This window comes from Solibacillus cecembensis, from assembly GCF_050272495.1.
Taxonomy (GTDB): domain Bacteria; phylum Bacillota; class Bacilli; order Bacillales_A; family Planococcaceae; genus Solibacillus; species Solibacillus cecembensis.
This window is the reverse complement of the sequence record NZ_JBNNMF010000002.1, coordinates 129,518-155,385: the sequence shown is the minus strand read 5'-3', so window position 1 is coordinate 155,385 and position 25,868 is coordinate 129,518. Positions and strand designations below refer to the sequence as shown.

The following is a 25,868-nucleotide window of genomic DNA, read 5'->3' as shown; positions in this document are numbered from 1 at the left end:
GATTAATTAAAAATGAAATGGCAGCCCAGATATTTTCAGTCCTGCTTATAAGATGGGGAATTTACCATTTAGGACTGGACTTTATTTCGAAGTAAAGTAAAAAAAGCACACATACTTGATTTTAATTAATATATCTGAAAACTCCCGCTTATCTACATACAAACATTCATTCTTCCGCTATAATAGAATAGCCTATTAATTTAATAAAGAATGTGAAGGTTCTTAAAAGTAAGTGTGGGAGATTTATTGTAAAAAATAAGTTTTCCAAATGGACGAATGAGGATTAAAAGGGAAATCGGTTTCATTCCGATGCGGTCCCGCCACTGTAAATGCAAGTTTGTTGAAAAAAACCACTGAAGAAATTTGGGAAGGTGTCAACAAGTGTTCATGCATGAGCCAGGAGACCTGCCTTTACATTGCCAATAGTAAACCTGCGTGGATCGGGAGTGGCTTATAATTGTTATTTCGAAATTATTTGCATACATCAATAGAAGTCTCCCGAGTTGGAGGCTTCTTTCTTTTGGTTGAAGGGCGTATTCTAGATAGGCTATGTAAAATGTAGGAGGAAAAGGAAATGAAAAAAATACAAAATTTAGCGATGCTATTATTTATGGCAATGCTCGTACTTGTAGGCTGTGGCGCAGAAGATTCAAAGCCTGCAACAAATGATACAGAACAAAACGAAACAGCAAAAGGTGAGGACAGTGCAGCTGCGCAGTTCCCTGTAACGGTAACGGATTCAATAGGAAGAGAGATCACATTAGAGAAACAACCAGAACGTATTATTTCTCTTACCCCTTCAAATACTGAAATTTTATTTGGCTTAGGTTTAGACGAAGAGATTGTTGGCGTATCAGACAATGACACTTTCCCAGAGCAAGTAGCGACAAAGGAAAGAGTTGGCGGGATGGAATTTAATTTAGAGCTAATAGCATCACTTAAACCAGACATCGTATTTGCGCATGGATCAGGCATGTACAACTTTGAAAAGGGTATGGAGCAGTTAGAAGCGATGGGCATTCCTGTATTTGTCGTAAAAAATGCAGTGAATTTTGAAGAAACATATGAAACGATGAAGCAAATGGGCCAATTAACAGGTAAGGTAGCACAAGCAGAAGAGATGGTAGCTATTATACAAAAGGATATTGAAGAAATCACAACAAAGGCAGCTGGTTTAGATGGCAAATCGGCATTTATCGTTGTAGGTACGAATCCAGATTTATACGCAGTTGGTACAGGAACGTTTATTCATGAAATGCTTAGTACTATTGGCGTTAAAAATAGTGTGACACAACCAGACTGGCCGCAATATAGCGCAGAGCAATTTGTAAGTGATAATCCGGACGTGATTTTAGTAACGTATAAAGACGATGTTGAGGCAATTTTATCGAATCCAGCGTATGCCGAAATGGATGCAGTTAAATCAGGAAATGTACATTTAATTGATTCGGATACAACAAGTCGTCAAGGACCTCGTATTGTAGAAGGGATTCAATCAATTGCACAAACAATTTACCCAGAGGTTTTCGGTGAATAAAAAATACGCATTCGCTTATTTAGTTTCGGTAGTATTGCTGCTAGTAAGCGTGTGGTTCGGTGTGTCAATTGGATCGGTTACTATTCCCATCTCAACATTGTGGGACAAGGGGACTGATCCCGTTGCCCACAGTATTTTATGGAACATTCGGATGCCCCGTGTTATTTTAGCTGCTATTATTGGTGCTTCTTTAGCTATTGCAGGGGCAGCTTTTCAAGGGTTGCTCAAAAATCCATTAGCCGATCCGTATACATTAGGGATTTCTTCAGGTGCCTCAGTTGGTGCGGTCATGACGATTTTTTTAGGTATTTCGATTCCGTTTTTAGGAAGCTTTACATTACCGGTATTTAGTATGATTGGTGCATTATTGACGATGATTGCGGTATTAAGCTTTGCTCGAATGGTAGACCGCACACTGAAAATGGAAACACTTATTTTAACAGGTGTTATTTTTAGTTCGTTTTTAGGTTCTTGTATTTCATTAATGGTCGCATTAACGGGAGAAGAGTTACGAGAAATTATTGGCTGGCTTTTAGGAAGCGTTTCGATGCGCGGTTGGCCTTATGTGAAAATGATTGTACCTTTTATGGTTATAGGGGTAGTCATTATTTGGCTACAACGCCGTGAATTGAATGCGATGATCTATGGAGAAGAACGTGCGAAGTATTTAGGTGTCAATGTGAAACGTAGTAAATTTATGATTTTGGTAGGTGGCTCGATGCTGACAGGGGCTTCAGTTGCCGTGTCAGGGACGATCGGCTTTGTTGGCCTTGTTATCCCGCATATGGTACGTATCATTATTGGAGCGGATCATCGTCATTTACTACCGATTTCCTTATTGAATGGCGCAAGCTTACTCGTCATTTGTGATCTAGTATCACGGACAATTATTGCACCAGTCGAGCTACCAATCGGTGTTATTACAGCATTTATCGGTGCACCAGTGTTTGCTTATATTTTCTTTAAGCAGCGTAGAAAGGGTGGGGCATAATGCTAAAGGTGAAAAATATTTCAGGTGGCTATAGCGACAAGCCGATTGTCAAAAATGTGTCATTTCAAGTAGACAAGGGAAAAATTCTTGGCATACTTGGCCCGAATGGTAGTGGCAAATCGACATTATTAAAAATTATTAGTGGTGTACTCAAACCGCAAGACGGGCAAATTATAATAGACGGGCAAACGATTGAAAGCTATTCTGTGAAACAGTTGGCTAAAAAAATGGCGGTGCTCCCTCAATTACATGCGAGCAGTTTTTCAAATACTGTCTATGATGCGATTTCTTTAGGGCGTTACCCACACCAAAGTGGCTTTTTCTCTTCGTGGTCAAAAGAAGATGAATTGGCGGTACAAACGGCGATGGAACAAACGGGTGTGGTGCGCTATAAAGAGCATTATTTAGAGCTGTTATCGGGCGGTGAGCAGCAGCGTGTATTTATTGCACAAGCATTAGCGCAAAACTCGGAGCTGCTGTTATTAGACGAACCAACGAACCATTTAGATATTGCACATCAAAAGCAAATTTTAGATATGATTCGCCAGCAAGTGGAACAAAATGGCTTAACGGTCGTATCCATTTTCCATGACATTAATTTAGCCTCACTTTATTGTGATGAATTATTACTGTTAGAAGATGGAGAGATGCGCGCGTTTGGATTGCCGCATGAAGTTGTTTTACAAGGGCGAATTGAAGACGTTTATCAAGCGCGAATTGCTACCTATCCGCATCCTGAATTACCGAAACCACAAATTACGATGCTACCAGCGAAGGAGATGCAACGCAATTTCGCTAAGGTAGCGGTGGGGGATTTTCGCATAACTAAGGACTATATTGAATACACTGCAGAGGCCCCGTTAAAAGTAGTTTCGTCCGCGGTACATAATGCAGGGATCGGCTGGTACGAAAGCTTTTTAAATCGCGCTATTTCTCCTTACTATGATATAAATAAGGTGAATGAGGAAACGGTTGCCTTTTTACAACAACATCAGTTTGCTCCGACAAATACGGTTGTTATGTTGACGGCAGTGGCTATGAATTGTGCGGAAATTCAAGCTTTTTCATCCGGCAGTTGTGAAATCGTCGTTATGGTAACGGCGGGTGTTGGCAATGGGATTGATGTCACGAAAGCCTATTTACGAGATGAGCCATTTCATATTGGGACGGTGAATACATGGGTTTTTGTCAATGGCAAGCTGTCCGATGAAGCGTTTATTCAAGCGATGATTACTGCAACTGAAGCGAAAACAAAAGCATTTGCAGAGCAGCAAGTTGTCGATCAACAAACGAAAACGATTGCTACGGGCACGGCAACAGATAGTTTATTAATTGCCGCGACACAGCAAGGCGAGGAAATGCCCTATGCAGGACCGATTACCGAAGTCGGAAAATTAATTGGTCGAGGCGTTTTCGAAACGACAATGGCGGCAATCGTAAAGTATAAGCAAGCTGGGAAATAGTTACTCATTTATTGTGAAATGGACCAATTACGAAAGGGTGAGTGGGATGAAACTATATACGAAGCAAGGCGATAAAGGGAAAACAAGCATTATTGGAGGCCGTGTCGACAAAGATCATTTACGCGTCCAAGCATATGGCACAATCGATGAGCTGAATTCTTTCATCGGGAAGGCGATTTCCGAATTAGAAAAAGGTAAATTTGCAGATATTATTGCAGATTTAACGGCCATCCAGCATGAACTATTTGATGGCGGTGGTGACTTAGCCAATGTCATGAAAGAACGTCACTATAAGTTAAAAGAAGAGCCAATTATTATAATGGAGCAACGGATTGATGCTTTATCTGAAGAAGCCCCACCATTGCAACGTTTTATTTTACCAGGTGGGTCACCAGCAGCGGCAACTCTTCATATTGCACGTACTGTGGCGCGCCGTGCAGAGCGTGAAACGGTGACACTCATGAAGGAAATTGACGATGTATCACCAGTTGTTCAAAAGTATTTAAATAGACTATCAGATTATTTATTTGCCGCAGCGCGTATAGCAAACAGCCGATTATCTATTCCAGATGTCGAGTATATTCGCAGTGCAAATGTGTTTAAATAACAATCAATTACGGCTTGACGTAATTGCGTCCAGATTTTTTCGAGCTCGCTCGAAAAGCTTCCCCTTAAAATCTGTGACATCCGCCGGGGGCTTAGGCCAACACGATGTTGGTCACTTAGGCGTTGCCGCATGACGCGGCGTCCTTAGCCTAAGTTCCTCTGATTCAGCTGATGTTTGAACCCTCACTGAATAGAACTGCGTTTTTTGTATACATTCCTCACTTTTGAAGTAGTAAAATTATGCTGAATCGAGTTAAAAAGCTAGCTAACGATTAAAAAATCGTTAAGCTAGCTTTTTTAATAATTATATCAAATCTTCACAATTTATTAGAAATAGTGTTGACTGAATGCTCACTCATAACTAAAATGAGGATATAGATAAATTGAAGAAATTTTCTAACAAAGGGGTTTGGAATTTTAGATTAAAAGGGGGAGCGTTATGAATGTATTATTGATCGTCAATTGGATAGCCTTCGGTGCTGTGTTACTATATGCACTTGGTTTATTCGTTTATTTATTAAAAACACGCTATGACTTTATTCAATTAGGTAGAAAAGAAGAGTTCGAGCAAAAACTATCGGCCCGCATCGGCGATATCGTAGAAAAAGTGTTTGGACAGTCTAAATTGTTAAAGGATAAGAAAATGGGCTTAACGCATGTTTTCTTCTTCTATGGATTTTTACTCGTGCAACTTGGTGCGATTGATTTAATTTTGAAGGGGTTACTACCGGGTACACATTTGCCACTCGTTGGCTTATATCCTGTGTTTACATTCTTCCAAGAAATCGTAGCACTTGTTATTTTAGTAGCCGTATTTACAGCGTTTTACCGCCGTTATGTGGAAAAGCTTGTCCGCTTAAAACGAGGCTTTAAAAATGGACTTGTACTTATTTTCATCGGTGGGCTAATGCTATCGACATTAGTAGCAAACGGAATGGGCTTAATTTGGCAAGATCATGGTTTAACAGGTGCTGAGCCAGTTGCATCGGGCATCGCATGGCTGTTCCAATGGTTGCCACAAACAGCAGCTATCGGGATTTTTTATGTAATGTGGTGGGCACACTTACTATTCCTATTAACATTCTTAGTATATATTCCGCAATCGAAGCATTTCCACTTAATTACGTCGATTATGAACGTATTTGCCAACCGTCAAGAGCGTATGGGGACATTACGTCCGATTGACTTTGCAGCATTAGAGGAAGCAGAAGATGAAGAAAATATGCCTCCACTTGGTGTTGGGAAAATTCATGATTTCACACAAAAGCAAATGCTCGATTTATATGCGTGTGTGGAATGTGGTCGCTGTACAAATATGTGTCCTGCAACGGGTACAGGGAAAATGTTATCGCCAATGGATTTAATCGTAAAATTGCGCGATCACTTAACATTTACAGGTGCTGTAGAAACGAAGCAAAAGCCGTGGGTACCTTTTTCATTCTTTAAAAACACACAAGGAAATCAGCTTGCAATGGCTGCTGGTGCAGAAGGGGCGGTAATTGATAACATTTATAGCCCATCTTTAATCGGTGATGTTATTACAGAGGAAGAAATTTGGGCTTGTACAACATGCCGTAACTGTGAAGACCAATGTCCAGTTATGAATGAGCATGTGGATAAAATTATTGACCTTCGCCGTTACTTAACAATGACAGAAGGCAAGGTTAATCCAGATGCACAACGCGCGATGACAAATATCGAGCGCCAAGGTAATCCATGGGGTCTAAACCGTAAAGAAAAAGAAAACTGGCGTGACCTTGAACCAACAATTTCGATTCCAACAGTAAAAGAATTGAAAAAATCTGGCGAAGAAATGGACTACTTGTTCTGGGTAGGTTCGATGGGAGCATTTGATAATCGCTCACAAAAAATCGCTTTAGCCTTTGCTAAGTTGATGAATGAAGCAGGTGTGAAATTTGCGATTTTAGGTAACAAGGAAAAGAACTCTGGAGATACACCGCGTCGCTTAGGAAATGAGTTTTTATTCCAAGAGCTGGCAACGGCAAATATTGATGAGTTCGACAAAAATGATGTGAAGAAAATCGTTACAATTGACCCGCATGCATATAATATTTTCAAAAATGAATACGGTGATTTTGGCTGGAAAGGTGAAGTACTACATCATACAGAAATGCTATACGATTTAATCCAGCAAGGCCGTTTGACGATGAATTACCGTGTGGATGAAACAATAGTATTCCATGATTCTTGCTACTTAGGTCGTTACAATGATGTATACGATCCACCACGTGAAATTTTAAAAGGCATTCCAGGTGTGAAGCTTGTGGAAATGGCACGTAATCGTGAAGAAGGAATGTGCTGTGGTGCTGGTGGTGGTTTAATGTGGATGGAAGAACATGTTGGAAACCGCATAAATGTTGCCCGCACAGAGCAAGCGATTGCAACAGAGGCATCGGTCATTTCATCCGGCTGTCCGTACTGCTTAACGATGCTATCAGATGGCACGAAAGCAAAAGAAGTAGATGATACAGTTGGTACTTATGACATCGCGGAATTATTAGAACGCGCTGTTTTTGGAACGAAGGTAGCTTCTACTGAAGAAGAGGAGCTTGCAGAAGTGCTTGAGGAAACGACTCCAGTTGTAGAAGAAGTTCAAGTGAAAGAAGCAGTGACTGTAAGTGGTGAGGGATCTACTGTTGAAGAAATACCGGCTATATCTGAAAATAAAAACGTTTAAAGAATAATATTACGATAAAACTTTAAATTCTAAAAATTCGGTTGATTAATATTTTTAGATTTTGTAAAATGGAAATGGGAGACATAGTACTCCCATTTTATACACAATCATATTGAGCGAGCGTTCAGTCAGCTACTGAAGAAAATTAAATAAAATGTTTTCCAGTCAATCAAACAAAGGGGTGTATGGATTGTCAAAAACAGTGATTTTAGATGGCGCAAGAACAGCTTTTGGGAAATTCGGTGGGGTGTTGAGCACTTTTTCTGCAAGTGATTTAGGCGGTATTGCGATTGCAGGGGCTTTAGAAAAGGCGAATGTTGCAGCAGATGATGTACAAGAAGTCATTATGGGGAACGTTTTACAAGCAGGTCAAGGGCAAATTCCTTCTCGACAAGCAGCATCAAAAGCAGGGATTCCGTGGCATGTTAAAACAGAAACAATTAATAAAGTGTGTGCATCGGGAATGCGTAGTGTGACACTTGCTGATCAATTGATTCGTTTAGGGGACGAGGAAATTATTGTAGCAGGTGGCATGGAGTCCATGTCCAATGCGCCGTACTATATGCCAAAAGGACGCTTCGGTTTGCGAATGGGAGACGCAACTTTAGTGGATGGATTATTACATGATGGGCTAACATGTGCATTTAACCCACAGCAAGTACATATGGGTGTTTACGGAAATGAAACAGCAGAGCAATTTGAAATTAGCCGTGAGCAACAAGATGCGTGGGCTGTTCGCAGTCATGAACGCGCACTTGCAGCAATAGAGGACGGAAAATTTGCGCAGGAGATTGCCGTAGTAGGGCTTCCTCAACGTAAAGGTCCACCATTCCTAATTGAACAAGATGAAGCACCAAGAAAAGGAACGACTATGGAAGCGCTTTCGAAATTGAAGTCAGCATTCAGTCAAGAGGGAACGATTACTGCTGGAAATGCACCAGGTGTAAACGATGGTGCTTGTGCGCTCGTGTTAATGAGTGAAGCACGTGCACAAAAGGAAAATCGCCAACCATTAGCAACAATTATCGCACATGCAGAAATCGGCGTTGCACCAGAACAATTTCCTCAAACACCGGGACTTGTCATTAATGCATTACTTAAAAAAGCAGGAAAGTCACTAGAAGAAATTGATTTAATCGAAATTAATGAAGCCTTTGCCGCAGTAGCACTTGTTAGTAATGAGCTGGCGGCACTGGATCCAGAAAAAGTAAATGTCAATGGTGGCGCAGTAGCATTAGGCCATCCGATTGGCGCAAGTGGGGCACGTATTATATTGACACTTGCATATGAGTTGAAGCGTCGAGGTGGCGGGCTCGGCATCGCAGCAATTTGTTCAGGTGGCGGTCAAGGGGATGCCATCTTAATTCAAGTACAAGGCGAAGGGGAGAAATAGCATGAACATTCAAACGGTTATGGTCATCGGCGCAGGACAAATGGGATCGGGCATTGCGCAAGTTTGTGCACAAGCAGGATATCAAGTCGTTTTAAACGATATGAAACAAGAGTTTTTTGAGCGTGGTATGAAGTCGATTACGAAAAATTTAACACGTGATGTGGAAAAAGGACGTAAAACAACGCAGGAAAAAGAGGAAATCCTTTCACGAATTACGATGTCTTTATCCATTGAAGATGCGAGCAAAGTGGACATTATTATTGAGGCGGCTGTTGAAAATATGGAAGTGAAGCAAGCCATTTTCCGACAGCTTGATCGTATCGCACCAGCACATGCCATTTTAGCGACGAACACATCAAGCCTGCCAATTACAGAAATTGCAGCAGTAACAAATCGTCCGGAACAGGTAATCGGTATGCACTTTATGAATCCTGTACCTGTCATGAAACTTGTTGAAATTATTCGCGGCTTAGCAACGGCGGATGTAGTATATGAAGCAGTTGCGGCGATGACAAAGCAACTAGGCAAAACGGGTGTCGAAGTAAATGACTTCCCAGGCTTCATTGCCAACCGTATTTTATTGCCAATGATTAATGAAGCGATTTATGCCTTATATGAAGGTGTTGCAACGAAAGAAGCAATTGATGATGTGATGAAAATGGGAATGAATCATCCGATGGGGCCATTAACATTGGCAGACTTTATCGGGCTGGATACGTGTTTGTCGATTATGGAAATCTTGCATGAAGGACTTGGTGATAGTAAATATCGTCCATGCCCACTCCTTCGAAAATACGTGGCGGCAGGCTGGCTCGGTAAAAAATCGGGGCGCGGTTTTTACGTATACGAATAGGGGGAGATTATCATGAATCTACAATTTACAGATGAACAACTTATGATGCGCAACATGGTTCGTGATTTTGCAAAAATGGAAATTGAACCTTTTATAGAACGGATGGAAGCAGGAGAATTCCCAAGAGAAATCGTTAAAAAAATGGGTGATCTTGGCTTGATGGGCATTACCTCACCTGAGCAATATGGCGGGGCGGCAATGGATTTCACCTCATATATTATCGCGATTAATGAGCTATCAAAAGTAAGTGCGGTCATGGGTGTTATTTTATCCGTGCATACATCAGTTGGGACGAATCCCATTTTATATTTTGGCAATGAACAGCAAAAAAAGCACTACATACCAAAGCTTGCAAGTGGGGAATATTTAGGGGCATTTTGCTTAACAGAGACGAATGCAGGAAGTGATGCGGGTGCATTAAAAACACGCGCGGTCCGTGATGGCGATGATTATATAATAAACGGTTCAAAAGTATTTATTACAAATGGCGATGAGGCAGATGTTTATATTGTCTTTGCCTCAACGAATCCAGAGGCAGGTTCACGCGGAATTTCAGCATTTATTGTGGAGAAAGATACAGCGGGGTTCATTGTCGGGAAAGATGAACGAAAAATGGGCTTACACGGCTCAAGAACGGTCCAATTAACATTTGAAAATATGCGCATTGCGGCTACCCAGTTATTAGGGGAAGAGGGAGAAGGCTTTAAAATTGCGCTTGCTAATTTAGATGTTGGGCGGATTGGCATTGCTGCTCAAAGTTTAGGCATTGCTGAAGCGGCATTAGAAGCAGCAACAGCTTACGCCAAAGAACGTATTCAATTTGGGAAACCGATTGCCCAGCAACAAGGTGTCGGTTTTAAATTAGCGGATATGGCAACTGCCGTGGAAGCCTCAAGATTACTCGTATATCGCGCGGCGCATTTACGTTCGCAAAATTTACCATGCGGAAAAGAAGCGTCAATGGCTAAGCTATTTGCTTCACAAACCGCGATGGATACAGCGATTGAAGCGGTGCAAATTTTCGGTGGCTACGGCTACACCGAGGACTATCCAGTAGAGCGCTATTTCCGAGACGCTAAAATTACACAAATTTACGAAGGCACAAGTGAAATTCAAAAGATTGTAATTAGCAAACATGTCATGGGATGAGATGAAATGAAATAAAGAAACTTCAAAACAAAGGGGAAATATAAAATGAACTTTCAATTATCAGAAGAACATCAACAATTACGTGAAATGATTCGTGATTTTGCAGTGAATGAAGTAGCACCATCAGCAGAACATCGCGATGAGCATGAAGAATTTGACCGTGGCATTTTTGATAAAATGGCGGAGTTGGGATTAACAGGTATTCCATGGCCAGAAGAGTACGGCGGGGCAGGCTTTGATTATTTAGCTTATTGTATCGCGGTAGAAGAGTTGTCACGCGTTTGTGCATCGACAGGGGTAACATTATCAGCTCACACATCACTTGCAGGTTGGCCGATTTACAAGTTTGGTAATGAAGAACAAAAGCAAAAATACTTGCGCCCAATGGCTGAAGGAAAGAAAATCGGTGCTTACGGTTTAACAGAAGCGAGCTCAGGGTCTGATGCAGGCGGCATGAAAACATATGCGGTAAAAGATGGCGATGATTATGTATTGAACGGTTCGAAAATTTTCATTACAAATGGTGGCGTAGCGGATATTTATGTCGTATTTGCAGTGACAGATCCAGAGTCTAAAAACGGAACGACAGCATTTATTGTAGAAGCTGATTTCCCAGGTTTCTCAGTAGGGAAAAAAGAGCGGAAATTAGGTATTCGTTCATCGCCAACGACAGAAATTATTTTTGAAAATTGCCGTGTACCAAAGGAAAATATGCTTGGTGAAGAAGGGCAAGGTTTTGTCATTGCCATGAAAACATTAGATGGTGGTCGTAACGGTATTGCAGCACAGGCAGTTGGTATCGCACAAGGGGCACTTGATGCAGCCGTGGATTATGCGAAAGAACGTGTGCAATTTGGTAAGCCAATTGTAGCGAATCAAGGGGTAGCCTTTAAATTAGCGGATATGGCGACAGAAATCGAAGCATCTCGTTTACTAACATATCAAGCAGCTTGGTTGGAATCGAATGATTTACCATACGGAAAAGCGTCTGCAATGGCCAAGTTACTTGCTGGAGATACAGCGATGAAAGTAACGACAGAAGCGGTGCAAGTGTTTGGTGGCTACGGCTATACGAAAGATTATCCAGTAGAACGCTATATGCGTGATGCAAAAATTACGCAAATTTATGAAGGTACACAGGAAATTCAACGCCTAGTAATTTCGCGCATGCTGACGAAATAATGTATGAAAAATATAGATAAATTGCGTGTCGGAACAACAATCAAGGATGAAAACAAAGTAATCGAGCGCAGACAACAAATTATCCATGCAGGGGTAAAGTTATTTAAAGAAAAAGGGTTTCATCGCGCGACAACACGTGAACTTGCAAAAGCAGCAGGATTTAGCATTGGTACATTATATGAATATATTCGTACAAAAGAGGATGTGCTGTTTTTAGTTTGTGACAATATATTTGATGAGGTAATCAATCGTTTATCGCAGTTTTCAGCGAATGCAGGAACGATTGACGATTTAAAAGAAGCGATTCGCGCGTATTACTTGTTAATTGATAGTATGCAAGACGAATTTACGATCATGTATCAAGAAACAAAATCATTGCCAAAAGAGGCGATGCATTACGTGCTCGATAAGGAAGTAGAGATGGTTGCGGTTTTCGAACGAATTTTACGAAATTGCAAAAAGTGTAACGCCATTTCTCTTCCAGATGAAGCCATTTATTTGGCGGCCAATCATGTCGTTGTACAAGGGCAAAGTTGGGCATTCCGGAGATGGGCTTTAAAAAAACACTATACAATCGACCGTTATATTGAATTGCAAACAGCGTTGTTTTTACAAGGGATTATGCAAGGGGAAAAGTAGGGAGAAGCCATGTAGAGCAAATTTTGTAGAGCTGCTTTACATGGCGTTTTTTAGCAAGAGGTATTCTTTTAATTATTTCACAATAACAAAGGGGTTTTCGAAATGACAAAAGCAGTTGTGTATCGTCCAAAAAATTATGTGAGATTTGTTACGGCATCTAGTTTATTTGATGGTCATGATGCCTCGATTAATATAATGCGACGAATTTTGCAATCGAGCGGAGCAGAAGTGATTCATTTAGGGCATAACCGCTCTGTTGAAGAAGTGGTTAATGCTGCGATTCATGAAGATGCGCAGGGGATTGCCATTTCTTCTTACCAAGGTGGTCATATCGAATATTTTAAATATATGTATGATTTATTGCGTGAAAAAGGTGCGCCCCATATTAAAATTTATGGCGGTGGTGGCGGTGTAATTTTACCGAGGGAAATTAAAGAACTGCATGAATACGGAATTGCAGGCATTTTCTCACCTGAGGATGGGCGACAATTAGGGCTTCAAGGCATGATTAATAAACAATTAGAAGGCTCTGATTTTACGACATTGCACGGGAATTATGCTGAGCAACTTGAACAAGTATCGACGGAGCGCCCAGAAGTGTTAGCGAATTTAATAACGGCTGCTGAAAACGGTGGTAGTTCAGAGGTTGAGGCAATGCTTGAGCTTGCGCGATCAAAAAGCTGTAACACACCGATACTTGGGATTACAGGAACAGGTGGCGCGGGGAAATCATCATTAACGGATGAATTAATTCGACGTTTTTTACAGGAGTTCCCGGACAAAAAGTTAGCCATCTTATCGGTAGACCCGACGAAGCAAAAAACAGGTGGGGCACTACTTGGAGACCGTATCCGTATGAATGCAATTTTCAATAAACGCGTCTATATGCGCAGCTTGGCAACACGCGGTTCTCGCACGGAATTATCGGCTTCGATTGGTGATGTACTGGATGTTGTGAAAACAGCAGGCTTTGATTTAATTTTGGTTGAAACGAGCGGTATTGGGCAAGGGGATGCTGAAATTACTAATTATACCGACCTTTCCATGTATGTTATGACGAGTGAATTTGGTGCGCCAACACAGCTTGAGAAAATCGATATGATTGACTATGCCGACCTAATCGCGATTAATAAATTCGAACGCAAAGGCTCAGAAGATGCGATGCGCCAAGTGCAAAAGCAATACCAGCGTTCGCGTGAATTATGGGATGCGAATTTAGATGAGATGCCGGTATATGGCACGATTGCATCACAGTTTAATGACAAAGGAACAAACTCATTATTTGCCGCACTTGTCCAAAAAATTAATGACAAGTTTGGGGTGAGTTGGGAAACTTCCTATGAGCAATTTATTAAAACACAAAAGCAAAATGTCATTATTCCGAATGATCGCCGCCATTATTTACGTGAAATTACAGAAACAATTCGAACATATCATAAAACGTCGGAACAGCAAGCGGCATTCGCGACGAAATTGTATCAGTTGGAAGGGACAAAAGCGCAATTACTAGAAAGTGAAACAGCATTGATCGCTTCTATCCAAACGTTAATTGAATCAGTAAATAATGAACTGTCGGCAGAATCGAAGCGTATTTTAAATAACTGGGTAAAGCTAAAAGAAGATTATGCAGGTGACGAGCTCATTACGAAAATACGTGATAAAGAAATCCGAACAATTTTAAGAACGCCATCATTATCCGGTTTGAAAATTCCACGAGTGGCATTACCGAAATTTAAAGATTATGGTGAAATTTTACGGTGGGTATATGCAGAAAATGTGCCAGGTGAATTCCCGTACACAGCAGGCGTATTCCCGTTCAAGCGTGAAGGCGAAGATCCGAAGCGTCAGTTTGCTGGAGAAGGTACACCGGAGCGTACAAATAAGCGCTTCCATTATTTATCGAAGGATGATGATGCAAAGCGCCTGTCAACAGCTTTTGACTCGGTAACATTGTACGGTGAGGACCCACATGTTCGCCCTGATATTTATGGGAAAGTTGGGGAATCGGGTGTCAGTATTTGTACATTAGAGGATATGAAAAAACTGTATGCAGGCTTTGATTTATGTGCACCATCTACCTCTGTTTCAATGACAATTAATGGACCGGCACCGATTATTTTAGCGATGTTTATGAACACAGCAATCGACCAGCAAGTGCAACTCCGCGAGCAAGAGCTTGGACGTACATTGACTGTGGAGGAATTTACAGCGACGCGCGAAAAAACGTTGCAAGTCGTTCGTGGTACAGTTCAGGCGGATATTTTGAAGGAAGATCAAGGTCAAAATACATGCATATTTAGTACGGAATTTGCGCTTCGTATGATGGGGGATATTCAGCAATATTTCATTGATCAAAAAGTACGTAATTACTATTCAGTATCCATTTCGGGCTATCACATTGCCGAAGCGGGCGCCAATCCGATTTCGCAGCTTGCCTTTACATTGGCAAACGGCTTTACCTATGTGGAGTACTATTTAAGTCGCGGCATGCATATAGATGATTTTGCACCAAATTTAAGTTTCTTCTTCTCAAATGGACTGGACCCAGAGTACACGGTAATTGGTCGTGTAGCACGTCGTATTTGGGCAGTTGTTATGCGTGAAAAGTATGCGGCGAATGAGCGTTCACAAAAGCTGAAGTATCATATTCAAACATCGGGTCGTAGCTTGCATGCGCAGGAAATCGATTTCAATGATATTCGTACGACGCTTCAAGCATTAATGGCATTGCAAGATAACTGTAACTCGCTACATACAAATGCGTATGATGAAGCGATTACGACACCAACAGAGGAATCGGTTCGTCGTGCGATGGCGATTCAAATGATTATTACGAAAGAGCATGGCTTATCAAAAAATGAAAACCCATTACAAGGTGCATTCATTATTGAAGAGCTAACAGAACTTGTTGAACGCGCGGTACTAGAAGAGTTTGACCGCATGAATGATCGTGGCGGTGTACTTGGTGCGATGGAAACACAATACCAACGTGGGAAAATTCAAGAAGAATCGATGCACTATGAACATTTAAAACATTCAGGTGAATTGCCGATTATCGGAGTGAACACGTACTTAAATCCAAATCCACCTTCAGATGATGCAATCGACAATATGGAAATCGCACGTGCTTCTAAAGATGAAAAAGAGCTGCAAATTGCCAATTTAGAAAGCTTTAAACAAACGCATGCAGGTAAAAGTAAAGCAGCAATTGAGCAATTAAAAGAAGTGGCTAAAGCAGGCGGTAATATTTTTGAGCAGCTAATGGAAACCGTAAAAGTAGCAAGCCTCGGTCAAATTACAAATGCCCTTTATGAAGTAGGCGGCCAATACCGAAGAAATATGTAATAAATGAAGTGTCTAATGATCCTGAAATTCATGAACATGCGGATAAATTCTGAAATTAATCCGCATGTAAATGTAGATTTTAAAAAAAAATAAGAAATTACGAACGAAATCGCGACGAATGACTACAAATTTCGTTATACTATCCTTAGACAAAAAAATTACAATAAATCCTCTTAAAAACATTATAAAATTGTCTAGTAAAGGAGGCGCGATGTAGTGGGGCAATATATTTATTATATTTTAGTTTTAGCTTGTTTAATCGGCACTTTCTTTTTATACAATCAGCAATTAGCTGCTATACCGCTCCTTCTTTTATCATTAGTTTTGTTTTATGTAGCCTATAAAAAAGCGACGAAATTAAAAAACAAGAAATGAAACTAGCATAGTGATAGGATGTTTGTATATAATGGATATCATACAAATGATATGACATGTGTAAAAAGAAAGGACGTGCATGATTTGAACTTTCGTGATATGACAAAAGAACAAATAGCAGAAGAGTCGTTAATCGACTTAGCATACGCAATTTTAGAAGATAAAAAACAGGCGATGCCATTAAATGATTTATTAAAAGAAATCCAAGCTTTAAATGGTATTTCAAATGCCGATTTAAAAGCGCGTTTAGTACAATTTTATACTGACTTAAACGTAGAAGGACGCTTCCTTTTGAACAATGAAAATGGTTGGGGTTTACGTGAGTGGTATAAAGTGGAGACTATTGAAGAAGAAACAGCTCCTACAATTAAAGCACGCAAGAAAAAATCAAAAGCTACAGACGACGATGATGAAGATTTAGTTGACCTTGACGAAGAAGATGTAGTATTCGATGAAGATTTCGATGAGTTCATTGAAGAAGAAGAAGAAGAAGAGGAAGACGTTGAGTTCGTGGAAGAAGAAATTGAAGATATCGACACGGATCTTGATGAAGAAATAATCGATGAGGAAGAAAGTTTCATTATCGAAGGCGAAGAAGACGAGGACGAAGAAGAGGAAGACGACGAAGAGGATTTAAAATAACTCCTATTTGAGTTGAAAGTTCTTGACTTCTTTTTCAGTTCCGTATAATCTTTTACTTGGGCTCCTTTTAAAAGGAGATTGACCGTATAAACTATACGCTCCCCCTGCACACTAAATGCAGGAGGAGCGTTTTTTATTTTTTCATAGTAGAGAAGAATAGTGGTATGTATGATAGCGTGGAATGCTTTTGCACCCAGCTTTTCTAATATAACTTATGAGGAGGAAATTATAATGACAAAATATATTTTCGTAACAGGTGGGGTAGTTTCTTCACTAGGTAAAGGGATTGTAGCGGCGTCTTTAGGTCGTATTTTAAAAAATCGTGGTCTTGAAGTTACAATTCAAAAATTTGATCCGTATTTAAATATTGATCCAGGTACAATGAGCCCCTACCAACATGGTGAAGTTTTCGTAACAGATGATGGCGCAGAGGCTGACTTAGATTTAGGTCACTATGAGCGTTTCATCGACATTAACTTAGGGAAACACTCAACAGTAACTTCAGGTAAGGTATATCAATCTGTATTAAATAAAGAGCGTCGTGGCGATTATAACGGCGGCACTGTTCAAGTAATTCCTCACGTAACAAATGAAATTAAAGACCGTGTGCAACGTGCAGGTCGTGAAACTTCTGCGGATGTAGTTATTACAGAAATCGGTGGTACGGTTGGTGACTTTGAATCACTTTCATTCTTAGAAGCAATCCGTCAAATGCGTCGTGATTTAGGACATAACAATGTTATGTATATTCACTGTACATTAATGCCATACATCGCAGCTGCTGGTGAAATGAAAACTAAACCAACACAGCATTCTGTAAAAGAATTACGTTCATTAGGTATCCAACCAAACATTATCGTTTTACGTACAGAACAGCCTGTCCCACAAGACATGAAGGATAAAATCGCGTTATTCTGTGATGTTCGTGCATCAGATATTATCGAATCTCGTGACGTTGAACATTTATATGAAGTACCATTAAACTTACTTGCACAAGGTTTCGATCAAATCGTATTAGACCACTTCGGTATCGATGCACCAAAAGCAAATATGGAAGATTGGAAAGCGCTAGTGCACCAAGTGAAAAACTTAGAAAGCAAAACACGTATTGCGTTAGTTGGTAAATACGTAGAGTTACAAGATGCTTATATTTCTGTTGTAGAAGCATTAAAACATGCAGGCTATGTATACAATTCAGATATCGAAATTGATTGGGTTAATGCAGAAGTCATTAACGCTGAAAACGCTGCGGAATTACTAAGTGAAGCAGATGGTATTATCGTACCTGGTGGTTTCGGTGATCGTGGAGTTGAAGGGAAAATCGAAGCGATCCGTTATGCACGTGAACAAGATGTGCCATTCTTCGGTATTTGCCTAGGTATGCAGCTAGCAACAGTTGAGTTCGCACGCAATGTGATGGGCTTAGCAGGTGCACATTCAACAGAATTAGATAAAGATACAAAATATCCAATTATCGACTTCTTACCAGATCAATCTGAAGATACAGATTTAGGTGGTACATTACGTTTAGGTTTATATCCATGTAAATTAAAAGACGGTACAGTAGCACGCAATGCTTACAATGGTGAAGAGTTAGTGTACGAGCGTCACCGTCACCGTTACGAGTTCAACAATGAATTCCGTGAAGCGATGGAAGCGGCAGGCATGGTATTCTCAGGTGTATCTCCTGACAATAAATTAGTTGAAATTGTTGAATTACCAGAGAAGAAATTCTTCGTAGCTGGTCAATTCCACCCAGAGTTAATTTCTCGTCCACAACGTCCACAGCCATTAATCCGTGAGTTTGTTGGTGCGGCGTTTAATAACCGTAAATAATTTTAGCCAAAGTAAAAAGCTGCGATTTTGATGGTAAGTCAAAATCGCAGCTTTTATAATTCAGTTTGAGTTTTACATAAAGACTTATCTTTACTCATCAAAATCATCGTCATCCGAAATCATTTCATCAAATTCCATTTTGATTGCTTCATAAACGAAAAGGGCAGCGATTAAATGGGGCATCACGATACGCTCACCAAGATTTGTTGGATGGGGCAAAATTCCACCGCGCATTTTCAAGCAAATATATGTGTACGCTAACTCGCTTAATCCGTTTGTTTCGCTCGCTACCTCACTTGCGACTGCCGCAAAAGGAATGAATGCTGCGTTTAATTGACGGGCAAGAAAAACTGCATCTTCATCATTGCCACTACGAGTAAAAATAATTACGCGATCAGCAGATAAAAGCGTCACCTCATTTGAATACGTTGCAAAATTGACAAATGGTGCAGCGCCATGAAGTGCATTCAAGGCCACGCCGTCCATTTCGCCGAAGCATGCAAAATAGACAGTACCTTGTCCAATCGTAGCTTGTGCAAGCAGTCTAGCAGTTTCTTCAATCGCGTCCTCCTCAGACTGCTGAATGCGCTGAAGAAGTCCTGAAAGTTGGGTTGTTAAAATTTTCGACATAATTCCACCTCATGCCTATTATAAAAGCGAGAATAATAAAAAGCAAAATAGGAATTTGTTAAATTAAGCAGGAGATATATAAAATGAATCGAATTAAGTTATACAGATATAGTCAAATTAAGTTAGTTCACCATAAATGCTTAAGGAGGATGAATTTGAAACTAAAAGAAATTTTAATTGTTGATGATCAGCAAGGGATCCGTCTGTTATTAAGTGAAGTATTTAAAAAAGAAGGATTTATCACACATCTTGCAGCCAATGGAATCGATGCATTAAATATTGTTCAAAATAAGGTAATTGACTGTGTTCTTTTGGATATGAAAATCCCAGGCATGGACGGATTAGAAATTTTAACCCGATTAAAATCACTTAAAATAAATTTACCCGTAGTGATGATGACTGCATATGGAGAACAGGATATGATTGATAAGGCGATGGAATTAGGAGCAATTCGATATTTTACAAAACCGTTCAATATATTTGAAGTACGCGATGAAGTGGGAAAAATTTTAGCCGATTGACAAGAAAAAATACATGAACTCGTTTGCAGGCAGTAGCGAACACTGTCTGTTTTTGTTATGATAAATTTGTATGTTTATAAACCAATCAGAAAGTATGATCAGATGGAGATTGGTATGTAGACAAAGACCATTTTATTTAAGTAATGAGTTTTTCTAAAGGCACCCTATTAATGTATCTTCGAGGAGGATTTTTATAATGGCATTAGTTTCAATGAAAGAAATGTTAATTACAGCAAAAGCAGAAGGTTATGCAGTTGGTCAATTCAACATTAATAACTTAGAGTGGACACAAGCAATTTTACAAGCAGCAGAAGAAGAAAAATCTCCTGTAATTTTAGGTGTATCTGAAGGTGCCGCAAAATATATGGGTGGCTTTATTACCGTTGTAAAAATTGTAGAAGGCTTAATGGAAAGTTATAAAACGACAGTTCCAGTAGCTATTCATTTAGATCATGGTTCAAGCTTTGATAAATGTAAGGAAGCGATTGATGCTGGTTTTACATCAGTAATGATTGACGCTTCTCATCATTCATTTGAAGAAAATGTAGCGATTACAAAAGAAGTCGTAGCTTACGCACATGCAAAAGGTGTTTCAGTAGAAGCGGAACTTGGTACAGTTGGTGGCGAGGAAGATGGCGTAATTGGTGGTATCAACTATGCAGATCCAAAAGAGTGTAAAGCATTAGTAGAGGCGACAGCGATTGACTGTTTAGCACCAGCATTAGGTTCTGTACACGGACCATATAAAGGTGAGCCAAACTTAGGCTTTGCTGAAATGGAAGAAATCTCGAAAATGACAGATTTACCATTAGTATTACACGGTGGTACAGGGATTCCAACAAAAGATATTCAACGTTCAATTTCTTTAGGGACAGCTAAAATCAACGTTAACACAGAAAACCAAATCTCGGCGACAAAAGCAATCCGTGAGTTTTTAGATAGCGACAAAACTACTTATGACCCACGTAAATTCTTAGGTCCAGCTCGTGAAGCGATTAAACAAACGGTTATCGGTAAAATGCGCGAGTTTGGCAGTTCACAAAAAGCATAATATAAAATAAGTAACATCTCGTTCAAATATGGGCGAGATGTGTTTTTCTAACGACTTTCGACAATTACTATATAGACGATTAAATACAACATGTGTTTGGAGGATATTTATAATGAAATTTTTTATCGATACAGCGAATTTTGAAGACATTAAAGAAGCATACTCTTGGGGCATTCTGTCGGGTGTTACGACAAACCCATCTTTAGTAGCAAAAGAATCAGGTGTTAATTTCCATGACCGTTTACGCGAAATCGCAGAATTAGTAAATGGTTCTGTTTCAGGCGAAGTTATTTCATTAGATGCAGAAGGAATGATTCGTGAAGGGGAAGAATTAGCAGCAATTCACCCAAATATTACAGTGAAACTTCCAATGACTCCTGAAGGTTTAAAAGCGTGTAAACACTTCTCAGAAAAAGGCATTCAAACAAATGTCACATTAATTTTCTCTACAAACCAAGCATTATTAGCAGCTCGTGCTGGTGCAACGTATGTTTCGCCATTTTTAGGACGTTTAGATGACATCGGTCAAGACGGCGTTGAATTAATTCGTGAAATTGCTGAAATGTTTGCCATCCATGAAATCTCAACTGAAATTATTGCGGCATCTATTCGCCACCCACAACATATTACGCAAGCTGCACTAGCAGGAGCGCATATTGCTACAACACCATTTAAAGTATTACAACAATTGTTTAGCCATCCATTAACAGACAAAGGAATTGAAGGATTTTTAGCGGATTGGGCGGCGCGTGAAGGGAAATAATAAGATTAACTTCACAGTTGACTCATCTGTAACTGTTCTATTCATTTAGCTGAAAACGGCTGTTTTTTAGTGTGATATCAGTAGTTTTCAGCGGATAGAGCAAGTTACCCCAATGCTAAAATGATTTTAAAAATTTGTCCAAACGTAAGGGAGAACGCAAAATGGATGTGTATAAAATTAGGGGCGAACGTCGTCTTAAAGGGAAAGTAACAGTTAGTGGTGCAAAGAATAGCGCGGTCGCTCTAATTCCTGCATCAATTTTAGCGGGTTCTTCCGTAACAATTGGAGGAATTCCTGAAATTTCGGATGCATGGGCGTTAAAGGCATTGCTTGAGGAAATCGGCGGAGAGGTAACATTTGCAGATGGTCAAATGACAATCGATCCGACAAAGATGGTGGCAATGCCATTACCGAATGGCAACGTAAAAAAAATGAGAGCTTCCTATTATTTAATGGGTGCGATGCTTGGGCGGTTTAAACAAGCAGTAATTGGACTACCAGGAGGCTGTTTTCTAGGTCCTCGTCCGATTGATCAGCATATTAAAGGTTTTGAGGCATTAGGTGCAAAGGTGACGAATGAGCATGGTGCGATTTATTTACGTGCGGATGAACTCATCGGTGCCAAAATTTATTTAGACGTAGCCAGTGTCGGTGCAACGATTAATATTATGCTAGCCGCTGTTCGAGCTAAAGGAAGAACGGTTATTGAAAATGCTGCAAAAGAGCCTGAAATCATTGATGTTGCAACGCTCCTAACAAATATGGGCGCTAAAATCAAAGGTGCTGGCACAAGCGTTATTCGCATTGACGGTGTGGATGAATTAAGTGGCACGAATCATACGATTATACCAGACCGTATTGAGGCTTCTACATTTATGATTATGGCTGCAGCAGTTGGTGATGGTGTAGTAATTGACAATGTTATTCCACTTCATTTAGAAGCTGTAACTGCCAAGTTGCGTGAGATGGGTGTCGTAATAGAAATAGATGAGGAAAGTATTTATATTCCAAAACAAGGACCATTGCGTGCAGTCGATGTGAAAACGCTCGTATATCCAGGCATTCCAACCGATATACAGCAACCATTATCTGTTCTCATGTCACAAGCAGAAGGTACATCTATTGTGACAGACACGATTTATTCCGCACGTTTTAAGCATATTGATGAACTCCGAAGAATGAATGCAAAAGCTCGCGTAGAGGGGAATACGGCAATTATACAAGGTCCGTCTGTGTTACAAAGTTCAGCTGTGACAGCAACGGATTTACGGGCAGGTGCCGCGCTTGTATTAGCAGGATTAATCGCTAAAGGTGAGACAGAAATTCATGATATTTACCATATTGAGCGAGGGTACGGTGGTTTAATCGAAAAGCTATGTAAGCTTGGAGCGGATATTCGCAAAGAATCGATTGTCATCAATGCAAATAAAAAAGTATAATATAGAATGAATCAAAAATGTGTTACAATATTACGGGTAATTAATCAATTAGATTTAATATATAATAACATCTTTCAATGCAGTAAGTTTCGGCGTTAACCGAACACAGGAGGCAGACAGGAAATGGAACGTAGTTTATCAATGGAAGTAGTACGTGTAACAGAAGCAGCAGCTATCGCATCAGCAAAATGGATGGGTCGCGGACTAAAAAATGAAGCAGATGATGCAGCAACAACAGCAATGCGCGTTATGTTCGACACTATTCCAATGCATGCAACAGTTGTAATTGGTGAAGGCGAAATGGATGAAGCACCGATGCTTTATATTGGTGAAGAACTAGGACTTCGTAACGGCGGACCAGAAGTTGATATCGCAGTTGATCCATTAGAAGGGACAAACATTGTAGCTAAAGGCACAAATGGCGCAATGACTGTACTGGCAATTGCAGATCGAGGTAACTTGTTAAATGCACCCGATATGTATATGGATAAAATCGCTGTAGGTCCAGAGGCAGCGGGTAAAGTAGATATTAATGCATCTGTAACATATAACTTATTACAAGTAGCAAAAGCAAAAAATAAAGATATTTCTGACGTAGTCGCGACTTTATTAGACCGTCCACGCCATCAGCATATTGTTGATGAAATCCGTGAAGCGGGCGCACGTATTAAGTTCATCCAAGATGGTGATGTTGGTGCGGCAATTAATACAGCATTCGATGAAACAGGTATCGATATTATGTTCGGTATGGGTGGAGCTCCTGAAGGTGTAATCTCAGCCGTTGCATTAAAATGTTTAGGTGGCGATTTCCAAGCGAAATTAGTACCAGAAGACGAAGAACAATTAGCACGATGCAAAAAAATGGGTATTGACGTAGACAAAGTATTAATGATGAACGATTTAGTAAAAGGTGATGACGCAATTTTCGCGGCAACAGCAGTTACAGATTCGGAATTATTACGCGGCGTTCAATATAAAGGCTCTTATGCACTTACTCATTCTGTCGTTATGCGTGCAAAAACAGGAACAGTTCGTTTTATCGAAGGTCGTCATAGCATCGATAAAAAACCGAATTACGACTTTAAATAACTTCTTTATAACAGAGGATTGACTGAAAAAAAGCATTTCCTATTTCCTTAATCTCGTTATATAATTAATGCCCGGCTATAATTGCCGGGCATCTTTCAAATCAATTTTGACCCTTCATTCGATAATTCCCACACATCCGGATTACATAATCGAATCAATCGAATTCACCATTAACTAGTATCCAATAAAAGTATGAATAAAATAAAGACTGGAGACAACACATGACATCTATAACGATTGCGCAATTAGAAAGCATGACATTAAAGGAACTTTATGCTTTAGCCAAGCAATATAAGTTAACAAATGCCAGCAAATTAACGAAAAAAGAGCTGATTTTTGCTATTTTAAAATCTCGTTCTGAACAAGAAGGATTTTTCTTCATGGAAGGCGTTCTTGAAATTATTTCGACAGAAGGCTTTGGTTTTTTACGCCCAATTAACTACTCACCATCAAAAGAAGACATTTATATTTCGGCATCTCAAATTCGTCGATTTGGTTTACGTAACGGGGACAAAGTATCGGGTAAAGTACGTCCACCAAAAGAAAATGAGCGTTACTATGGATTATTACAAGTAGATGCAGTTAACGGGGAAGACCCTGAAGTAGCAAAAGAACGTGTGCATTTCCCAGCATTAACACCACTTTATCCAGATCGCCATATTAAACTTGAAACATCATCATCTCAGTTATCAACGCGTATTATGGATTTAGTAGCGCCAGTTGGTTTTGGACAACGTGGATTAATCGTTGCTCCACCAAAAGCAGGTAAAACATCGCTTCTAAAAGAAATTGCCAATTCGATTACGACGAATTATCCACAAGCTGAATTAATCGTATTGTTAATTGATGAACGTCCAGAAGAAGTAACGGATATCGAACGTTCGGTAAATGCAGATGTGGTATCATCAACATTTGATGAAGTACCTGAAAACCATGTGAAAGTGGCGGAAATGGTATTAGAACGTGCTCGTCGTTTAGTCGAGCATAAACGCGATGTGATTATTTTAATGGATTCTATTACGCGACTTGCCCGTGCATATAACTTGGTGATTCCGCCGAGTGGACGTACACTTTCAGGGGGGATTGACCCAGCTGCATTCCACCGTCCAAAACGTTTCTTTGGTTCTGCCCGTAATATTGAAGAAGGCGGTAGCTTAACTATTTTAGCGACAGCACTTGTTGATACAGGAAGCCGTATGGATGAAGTGATTTATGAGGAATTTAAAGGAACAGGTAACTTAGAGTTGCACTTAGACCGCCATTTAGCAGAGCGTCGTATTTTCCCAGCGCTTGATATTCGCCGTTCTGGTACACGTAAAGAGGAATTACTTATTCCAAAAGATCAGCTTGAGAAATTATGGGCAATTCGTAAAACATTTAGCGATACGAACGACTTTTCAGAGAAGTTTTTACGCAAATTACGCCCAACGAAATCAAATGAAGAGTTTTTCGAAAAGTTAGATACAGATATGAAAAAAGCAACAAATGGTAAAGGGTTATTATAATTTAATAAAAAAAAATCAGCAAAACAGTTGCATTGATAAAGCAACCTTGCTATACTTTCTTAAGTATGAAACGTGTGCATATGTAACCGACATATTCGGGTTATGTAAGGCACAGTTCGAATAATACTCTGTTCCGGATGGTTCAGGGCGAGAGGAGTAAC

General features: G+C 40.0%; 21 protein-coding genes and 1 riboswitch. Of the genes, 20 read left to right on the top strand and 1 reads right to left on the bottom strand.

Annotated elements, in window-relative coordinates:
- Positions 1 to 240 precede the first annotated feature (240 nt).
- Positions 241 to 427, top strand: a riboswitch (cobalamin riboswitch).
- A gap of 147 nt (positions 428 to 574) precedes the next feature.
- From ACQKIH_RS02545 to pyrG, 14 genes are all read left to right on the top strand, one after another.
- A complete protein-coding gene (locus ACQKIH_RS02545; protein ID WP_427763264.1) occupies positions 575 to 1,537 on the top strand; it encodes an ABC transporter substrate-binding protein in 963 nt (320 codons plus the stop codon).
- Positions 1,530 to 2,528 carry a FecCD family ABC transporter permease gene (locus ACQKIH_RS02540; protein ID WP_057986686.1) on the top strand — a complete coding sequence of 333 codons (999 nt, stop codon included), beginning with the start codon at positions 1,530 to 1,532 and terminating at the stop codon, positions 2,526 to 2,528. Before ACQKIH_RS02545 ends, ACQKIH_RS02540 begins: the two co-directional genes overlap by 8 nt.
- A complete protein-coding gene (locus tag ACQKIH_RS02535; RefSeq protein ID WP_427763263.1) occupies positions 2,528 to 3,991 on the top strand; it encodes an adenosylcobinamide amidohydrolase in 1,464 nt (487 codons plus the stop codon). Before ACQKIH_RS02540 ends, ACQKIH_RS02535 begins: the two co-directional genes overlap by 1 nt.
- Positions 3,992 to 4,037: 46 nt before the next feature.
- Positions 4,038 to 4,598, top strand: coding sequence for a cob(I)yrinic acid a,c-diamide adenosyltransferase (locus ACQKIH_RS02530; RefSeq protein WP_427763261.1), 561 nt, complete (start codon positions 4,038 to 4,040; stop codon positions 4,596 to 4,598).
- Positions 4,599 to 5,036: 438 nt separating this feature from the next.
- Positions 5,037 to 7,295 (top strand): (Fe-S)-binding protein, encoded by a 2,259-nt coding sequence (locus tag ACQKIH_RS02525; protein WP_427763259.1) that lies wholly within the window; start codon positions 5,037 to 5,039, stop codon positions 7,293 to 7,295.
- A gap of 190 nt (positions 7,296 to 7,485) precedes the next feature.
- Entirely contained in the window at positions 7,486 to 8,688 is a 1,203-nt protein-coding gene (locus ACQKIH_RS02520; protein WP_427763258.1) for an acetyl-CoA C-acetyltransferase, read from the top strand.
- Position 8,689: 1 nt separating this feature from the next.
- Positions 8,690 to 9,541, top strand: coding sequence for a 3-hydroxybutyryl-CoA dehydrogenase (locus ACQKIH_RS02515; RefSeq protein ID WP_427763256.1), 852 nt, complete (start codon positions 8,690 to 8,692; stop codon positions 9,539 to 9,541).
- A gap of 12 nt (positions 9,542 to 9,553) precedes the next feature.
- On the top strand, positions 9,554 to 10,690 hold the full coding sequence (locus tag ACQKIH_RS02510; RefSeq protein ID WP_427763255.1) for an acyl-CoA dehydrogenase: 1,137 nt from the start codon (positions 9,554 to 9,556) through the stop codon (positions 10,688 to 10,690).
- Positions 10,691 to 10,735: 45 nt separating this feature from the next.
- Positions 10,736 to 11,872 carry an acyl-CoA dehydrogenase gene (locus tag ACQKIH_RS02505; RefSeq protein WP_427763253.1) on the top strand — a complete coding sequence of 379 codons (1,137 nt, stop codon included), beginning with the start codon at positions 10,736 to 10,738 and terminating at the stop codon, positions 11,870 to 11,872.
- Positions 11,873 to 11,875: 3 nt separating this feature from the next.
- Positions 11,876 to 12,511, top strand: a complete 636-nt coding sequence (locus ACQKIH_RS02500; protein ID WP_057986699.1) for a TetR/AcrR family transcriptional regulator — start codon at positions 11,876 to 11,878, stop codon at positions 12,509 to 12,511.
- A gap of 102 nt (positions 12,512 to 12,613) precedes the next feature.
- On the top strand, positions 12,614 to 15,856 hold the full coding sequence (gene icmF, locus ACQKIH_RS02495; protein ID WP_427763252.1) for a fused isobutyryl-CoA mutase/GTPase IcmF: 3,243 nt from the start codon (positions 12,614 to 12,616) through the stop codon (positions 15,854 to 15,856).
- Positions 15,857 to 16,072: 216 nt separating this feature from the next.
- The gene (locus tag ACQKIH_RS02490) at positions 16,073 to 16,231 is read left to right on the top strand and encodes a hypothetical protein (protein ID WP_427763251.1); all 159 of its coding nucleotides are present in this window, start codon (positions 16,073 to 16,075) and stop codon (positions 16,229 to 16,231) included.
- 75 nt (positions 16,232 to 16,306) lie between these two features.
- A complete protein-coding gene (gene rpoE / locus ACQKIH_RS02485) occupies positions 16,307 to 16,873 on the top strand; it encodes a DNA-directed RNA polymerase subunit delta (protein ID WP_427763431.1) in 567 nt (188 codons plus the stop codon).
- Positions 16,874 to 17,104: 231 nt separating this feature from the next.
- The gene (gene pyrG, locus ACQKIH_RS02480; RefSeq protein ID WP_427763249.1) at positions 17,105 to 18,709 is read left to right on the top strand and encodes a CTP synthase; all 1,605 of its coding nucleotides are present in this window, start codon (positions 17,105 to 17,107) and stop codon (positions 18,707 to 18,709) included.
- Between the two features lie 90 nt (positions 18,710 to 18,799).
- Here pyrG and ACQKIH_RS02475 read toward each other — a convergent pair whose 3' ends face one another.
- Positions 18,800 to 19,339 carry a DUF2529 family protein gene (locus tag ACQKIH_RS02475; protein WP_427763248.1) on the bottom strand — a complete coding sequence of 180 codons (540 nt, stop codon included), beginning with the start codon at positions 19,337 to 19,339 and terminating at the stop codon, positions 18,800 to 18,802.
- Positions 19,340 to 19,494: 155 nt separating this feature from the next.
- Between ACQKIH_RS02475 and ACQKIH_RS02470 the strand changes: the two genes are divergently transcribed.
- The 6 genes from ACQKIH_RS02470 to rho all read left to right on the top strand — a co-directional run bounded on the left by ACQKIH_RS02470 (position 19,495) and on the right by rho (position 25,707).
- Positions 19,495 to 19,860, top strand: coding sequence for a response regulator (locus ACQKIH_RS02470; protein WP_427763246.1), 366 nt, complete (start codon positions 19,495 to 19,497; stop codon positions 19,858 to 19,860).
- A 196-nt stretch (positions 19,861 to 20,056) separates the two neighbouring features.
- Positions 20,057 to 20,911 carry a class II fructose-bisphosphate aldolase gene (locus ACQKIH_RS02465; RefSeq protein WP_057986707.1) on the top strand — a complete coding sequence of 285 codons (855 nt, stop codon included), beginning with the start codon at positions 20,057 to 20,059 and terminating at the stop codon, positions 20,909 to 20,911.
- A gap of 112 nt (positions 20,912 to 21,023) precedes the next feature.
- A complete protein-coding gene (gene fsa, locus ACQKIH_RS02460) occupies positions 21,024 to 21,674 on the top strand; it encodes a fructose-6-phosphate aldolase (RefSeq protein WP_057986709.1) in 651 nt (216 codons plus the stop codon).
- A 161-nt stretch (positions 21,675 to 21,835) separates the two neighbouring features.
- Positions 21,836 to 23,113, top strand: a complete 1,278-nt coding sequence (locus tag ACQKIH_RS02455) for a UDP-N-acetylglucosamine 1-carboxyvinyltransferase (RefSeq protein WP_057986711.1) — start codon at positions 21,836 to 21,838, stop codon at positions 23,111 to 23,113.
- Positions 23,114 to 23,236: 123 nt separating this feature from the next.
- Positions 23,237 to 24,202: a class II fructose-bisphosphatase gene (gene glpX, locus ACQKIH_RS02450; RefSeq protein ID WP_057986715.1), complete on the top strand. Its 966-nt coding sequence runs from the start codon at positions 23,237 to 23,239 to the stop codon at positions 24,200 to 24,202.
- 221 nt (positions 24,203 to 24,423) lie between these two features.
- Positions 24,424 to 25,707 carry a transcription termination factor Rho gene (rho, locus tag ACQKIH_RS02445; protein WP_427763244.1) on the top strand — a complete coding sequence of 428 codons (1,284 nt, stop codon included), beginning with the start codon at positions 24,424 to 24,426 and terminating at the stop codon, positions 25,705 to 25,707.
- Positions 25,708 to 25,868 lie beyond the last annotated feature (161 nt).

Coding starts and splice junctions, on each gene's coding strand:
- ACQKIH_RS02510 (WP_427763255.1), top strand. CDS start 9,554: ATGAATCTACAATTTACAGATGAACAACTTATGATGCGCAACATGGTT.
- ACQKIH_RS02500 (WP_057986699.1), top strand. CDS start 11,876: ATGAAAAATATAGATAAATTGCGTGTCGGAACAACAATCAAGGATGAA.
- ACQKIH_RS02525 (WP_427763259.1), top strand. CDS start 5,037: ATGAATGTATTATTGATCGTCAATTGGATAGCCTTCGGTGCTGTGTTA.
- icmF (WP_427763252.1), top strand. CDS start 12,614: ATGACAAAAGCAGTTGTGTATCGTCCAAAAAATTATGTGAGATTTGTT.
- ACQKIH_RS02475 (WP_427763248.1), bottom strand. CDS start 19,339: ATGTCGAAAATTTTAACAACCCAACTTTCAGGACTTCTTCAGCGCATT.
- ACQKIH_RS02535 (WP_427763263.1), top strand. CDS start 2,528: ATGCTAAAGGTGAAAAATATTTCAGGTGGCTATAGCGACAAGCCGATT.
- ACQKIH_RS02545 (WP_427763264.1), top strand. CDS start 575: ATGAAAAAAATACAAAATTTAGCGATGCTATTATTTATGGCAATGCTC.
- fsa (WP_057986709.1), top strand. CDS start 21,024: ATGAAATTTTTTATCGATACAGCGAATTTTGAAGACATTAAAGAAGCA.
- ACQKIH_RS02530 (WP_427763261.1), top strand. CDS start 4,038: ATGAAACTATATACGAAGCAAGGCGATAAAGGGAAAACAAGCATTATT.
- pyrG (WP_427763249.1), top strand. CDS start 17,105: ATGACAAAATATATTTTCGTAACAGGTGGGGTAGTTTCTTCACTAGGT.
- ACQKIH_RS02465 (WP_057986707.1), top strand. CDS start 20,057: ATGGCATTAGTTTCAATGAAAGAAATGTTAATTACAGCAAAAGCAGAA.
- rho (WP_427763244.1), top strand. CDS start 24,424: ATGACATCTATAACGATTGCGCAATTAGAAAGCATGACATTAAAGGAA.
- ACQKIH_RS02515 (WP_427763256.1), top strand. CDS start 8,690: ATGAACATTCAAACGGTTATGGTCATCGGCGCAGGACAAATGGGATCG.
- glpX (WP_057986715.1), top strand. CDS start 23,237: ATGGAACGTAGTTTATCAATGGAAGTAGTACGTGTAACAGAAGCAGCA.
- ACQKIH_RS02455 (WP_057986711.1), top strand. CDS start 21,836: ATGGATGTGTATAAAATTAGGGGCGAACGTCGTCTTAAAGGGAAAGTA.
- ACQKIH_RS02505 (WP_427763253.1), top strand. CDS start 10,736: ATGAACTTTCAATTATCAGAAGAACATCAACAATTACGTGAAATGATT.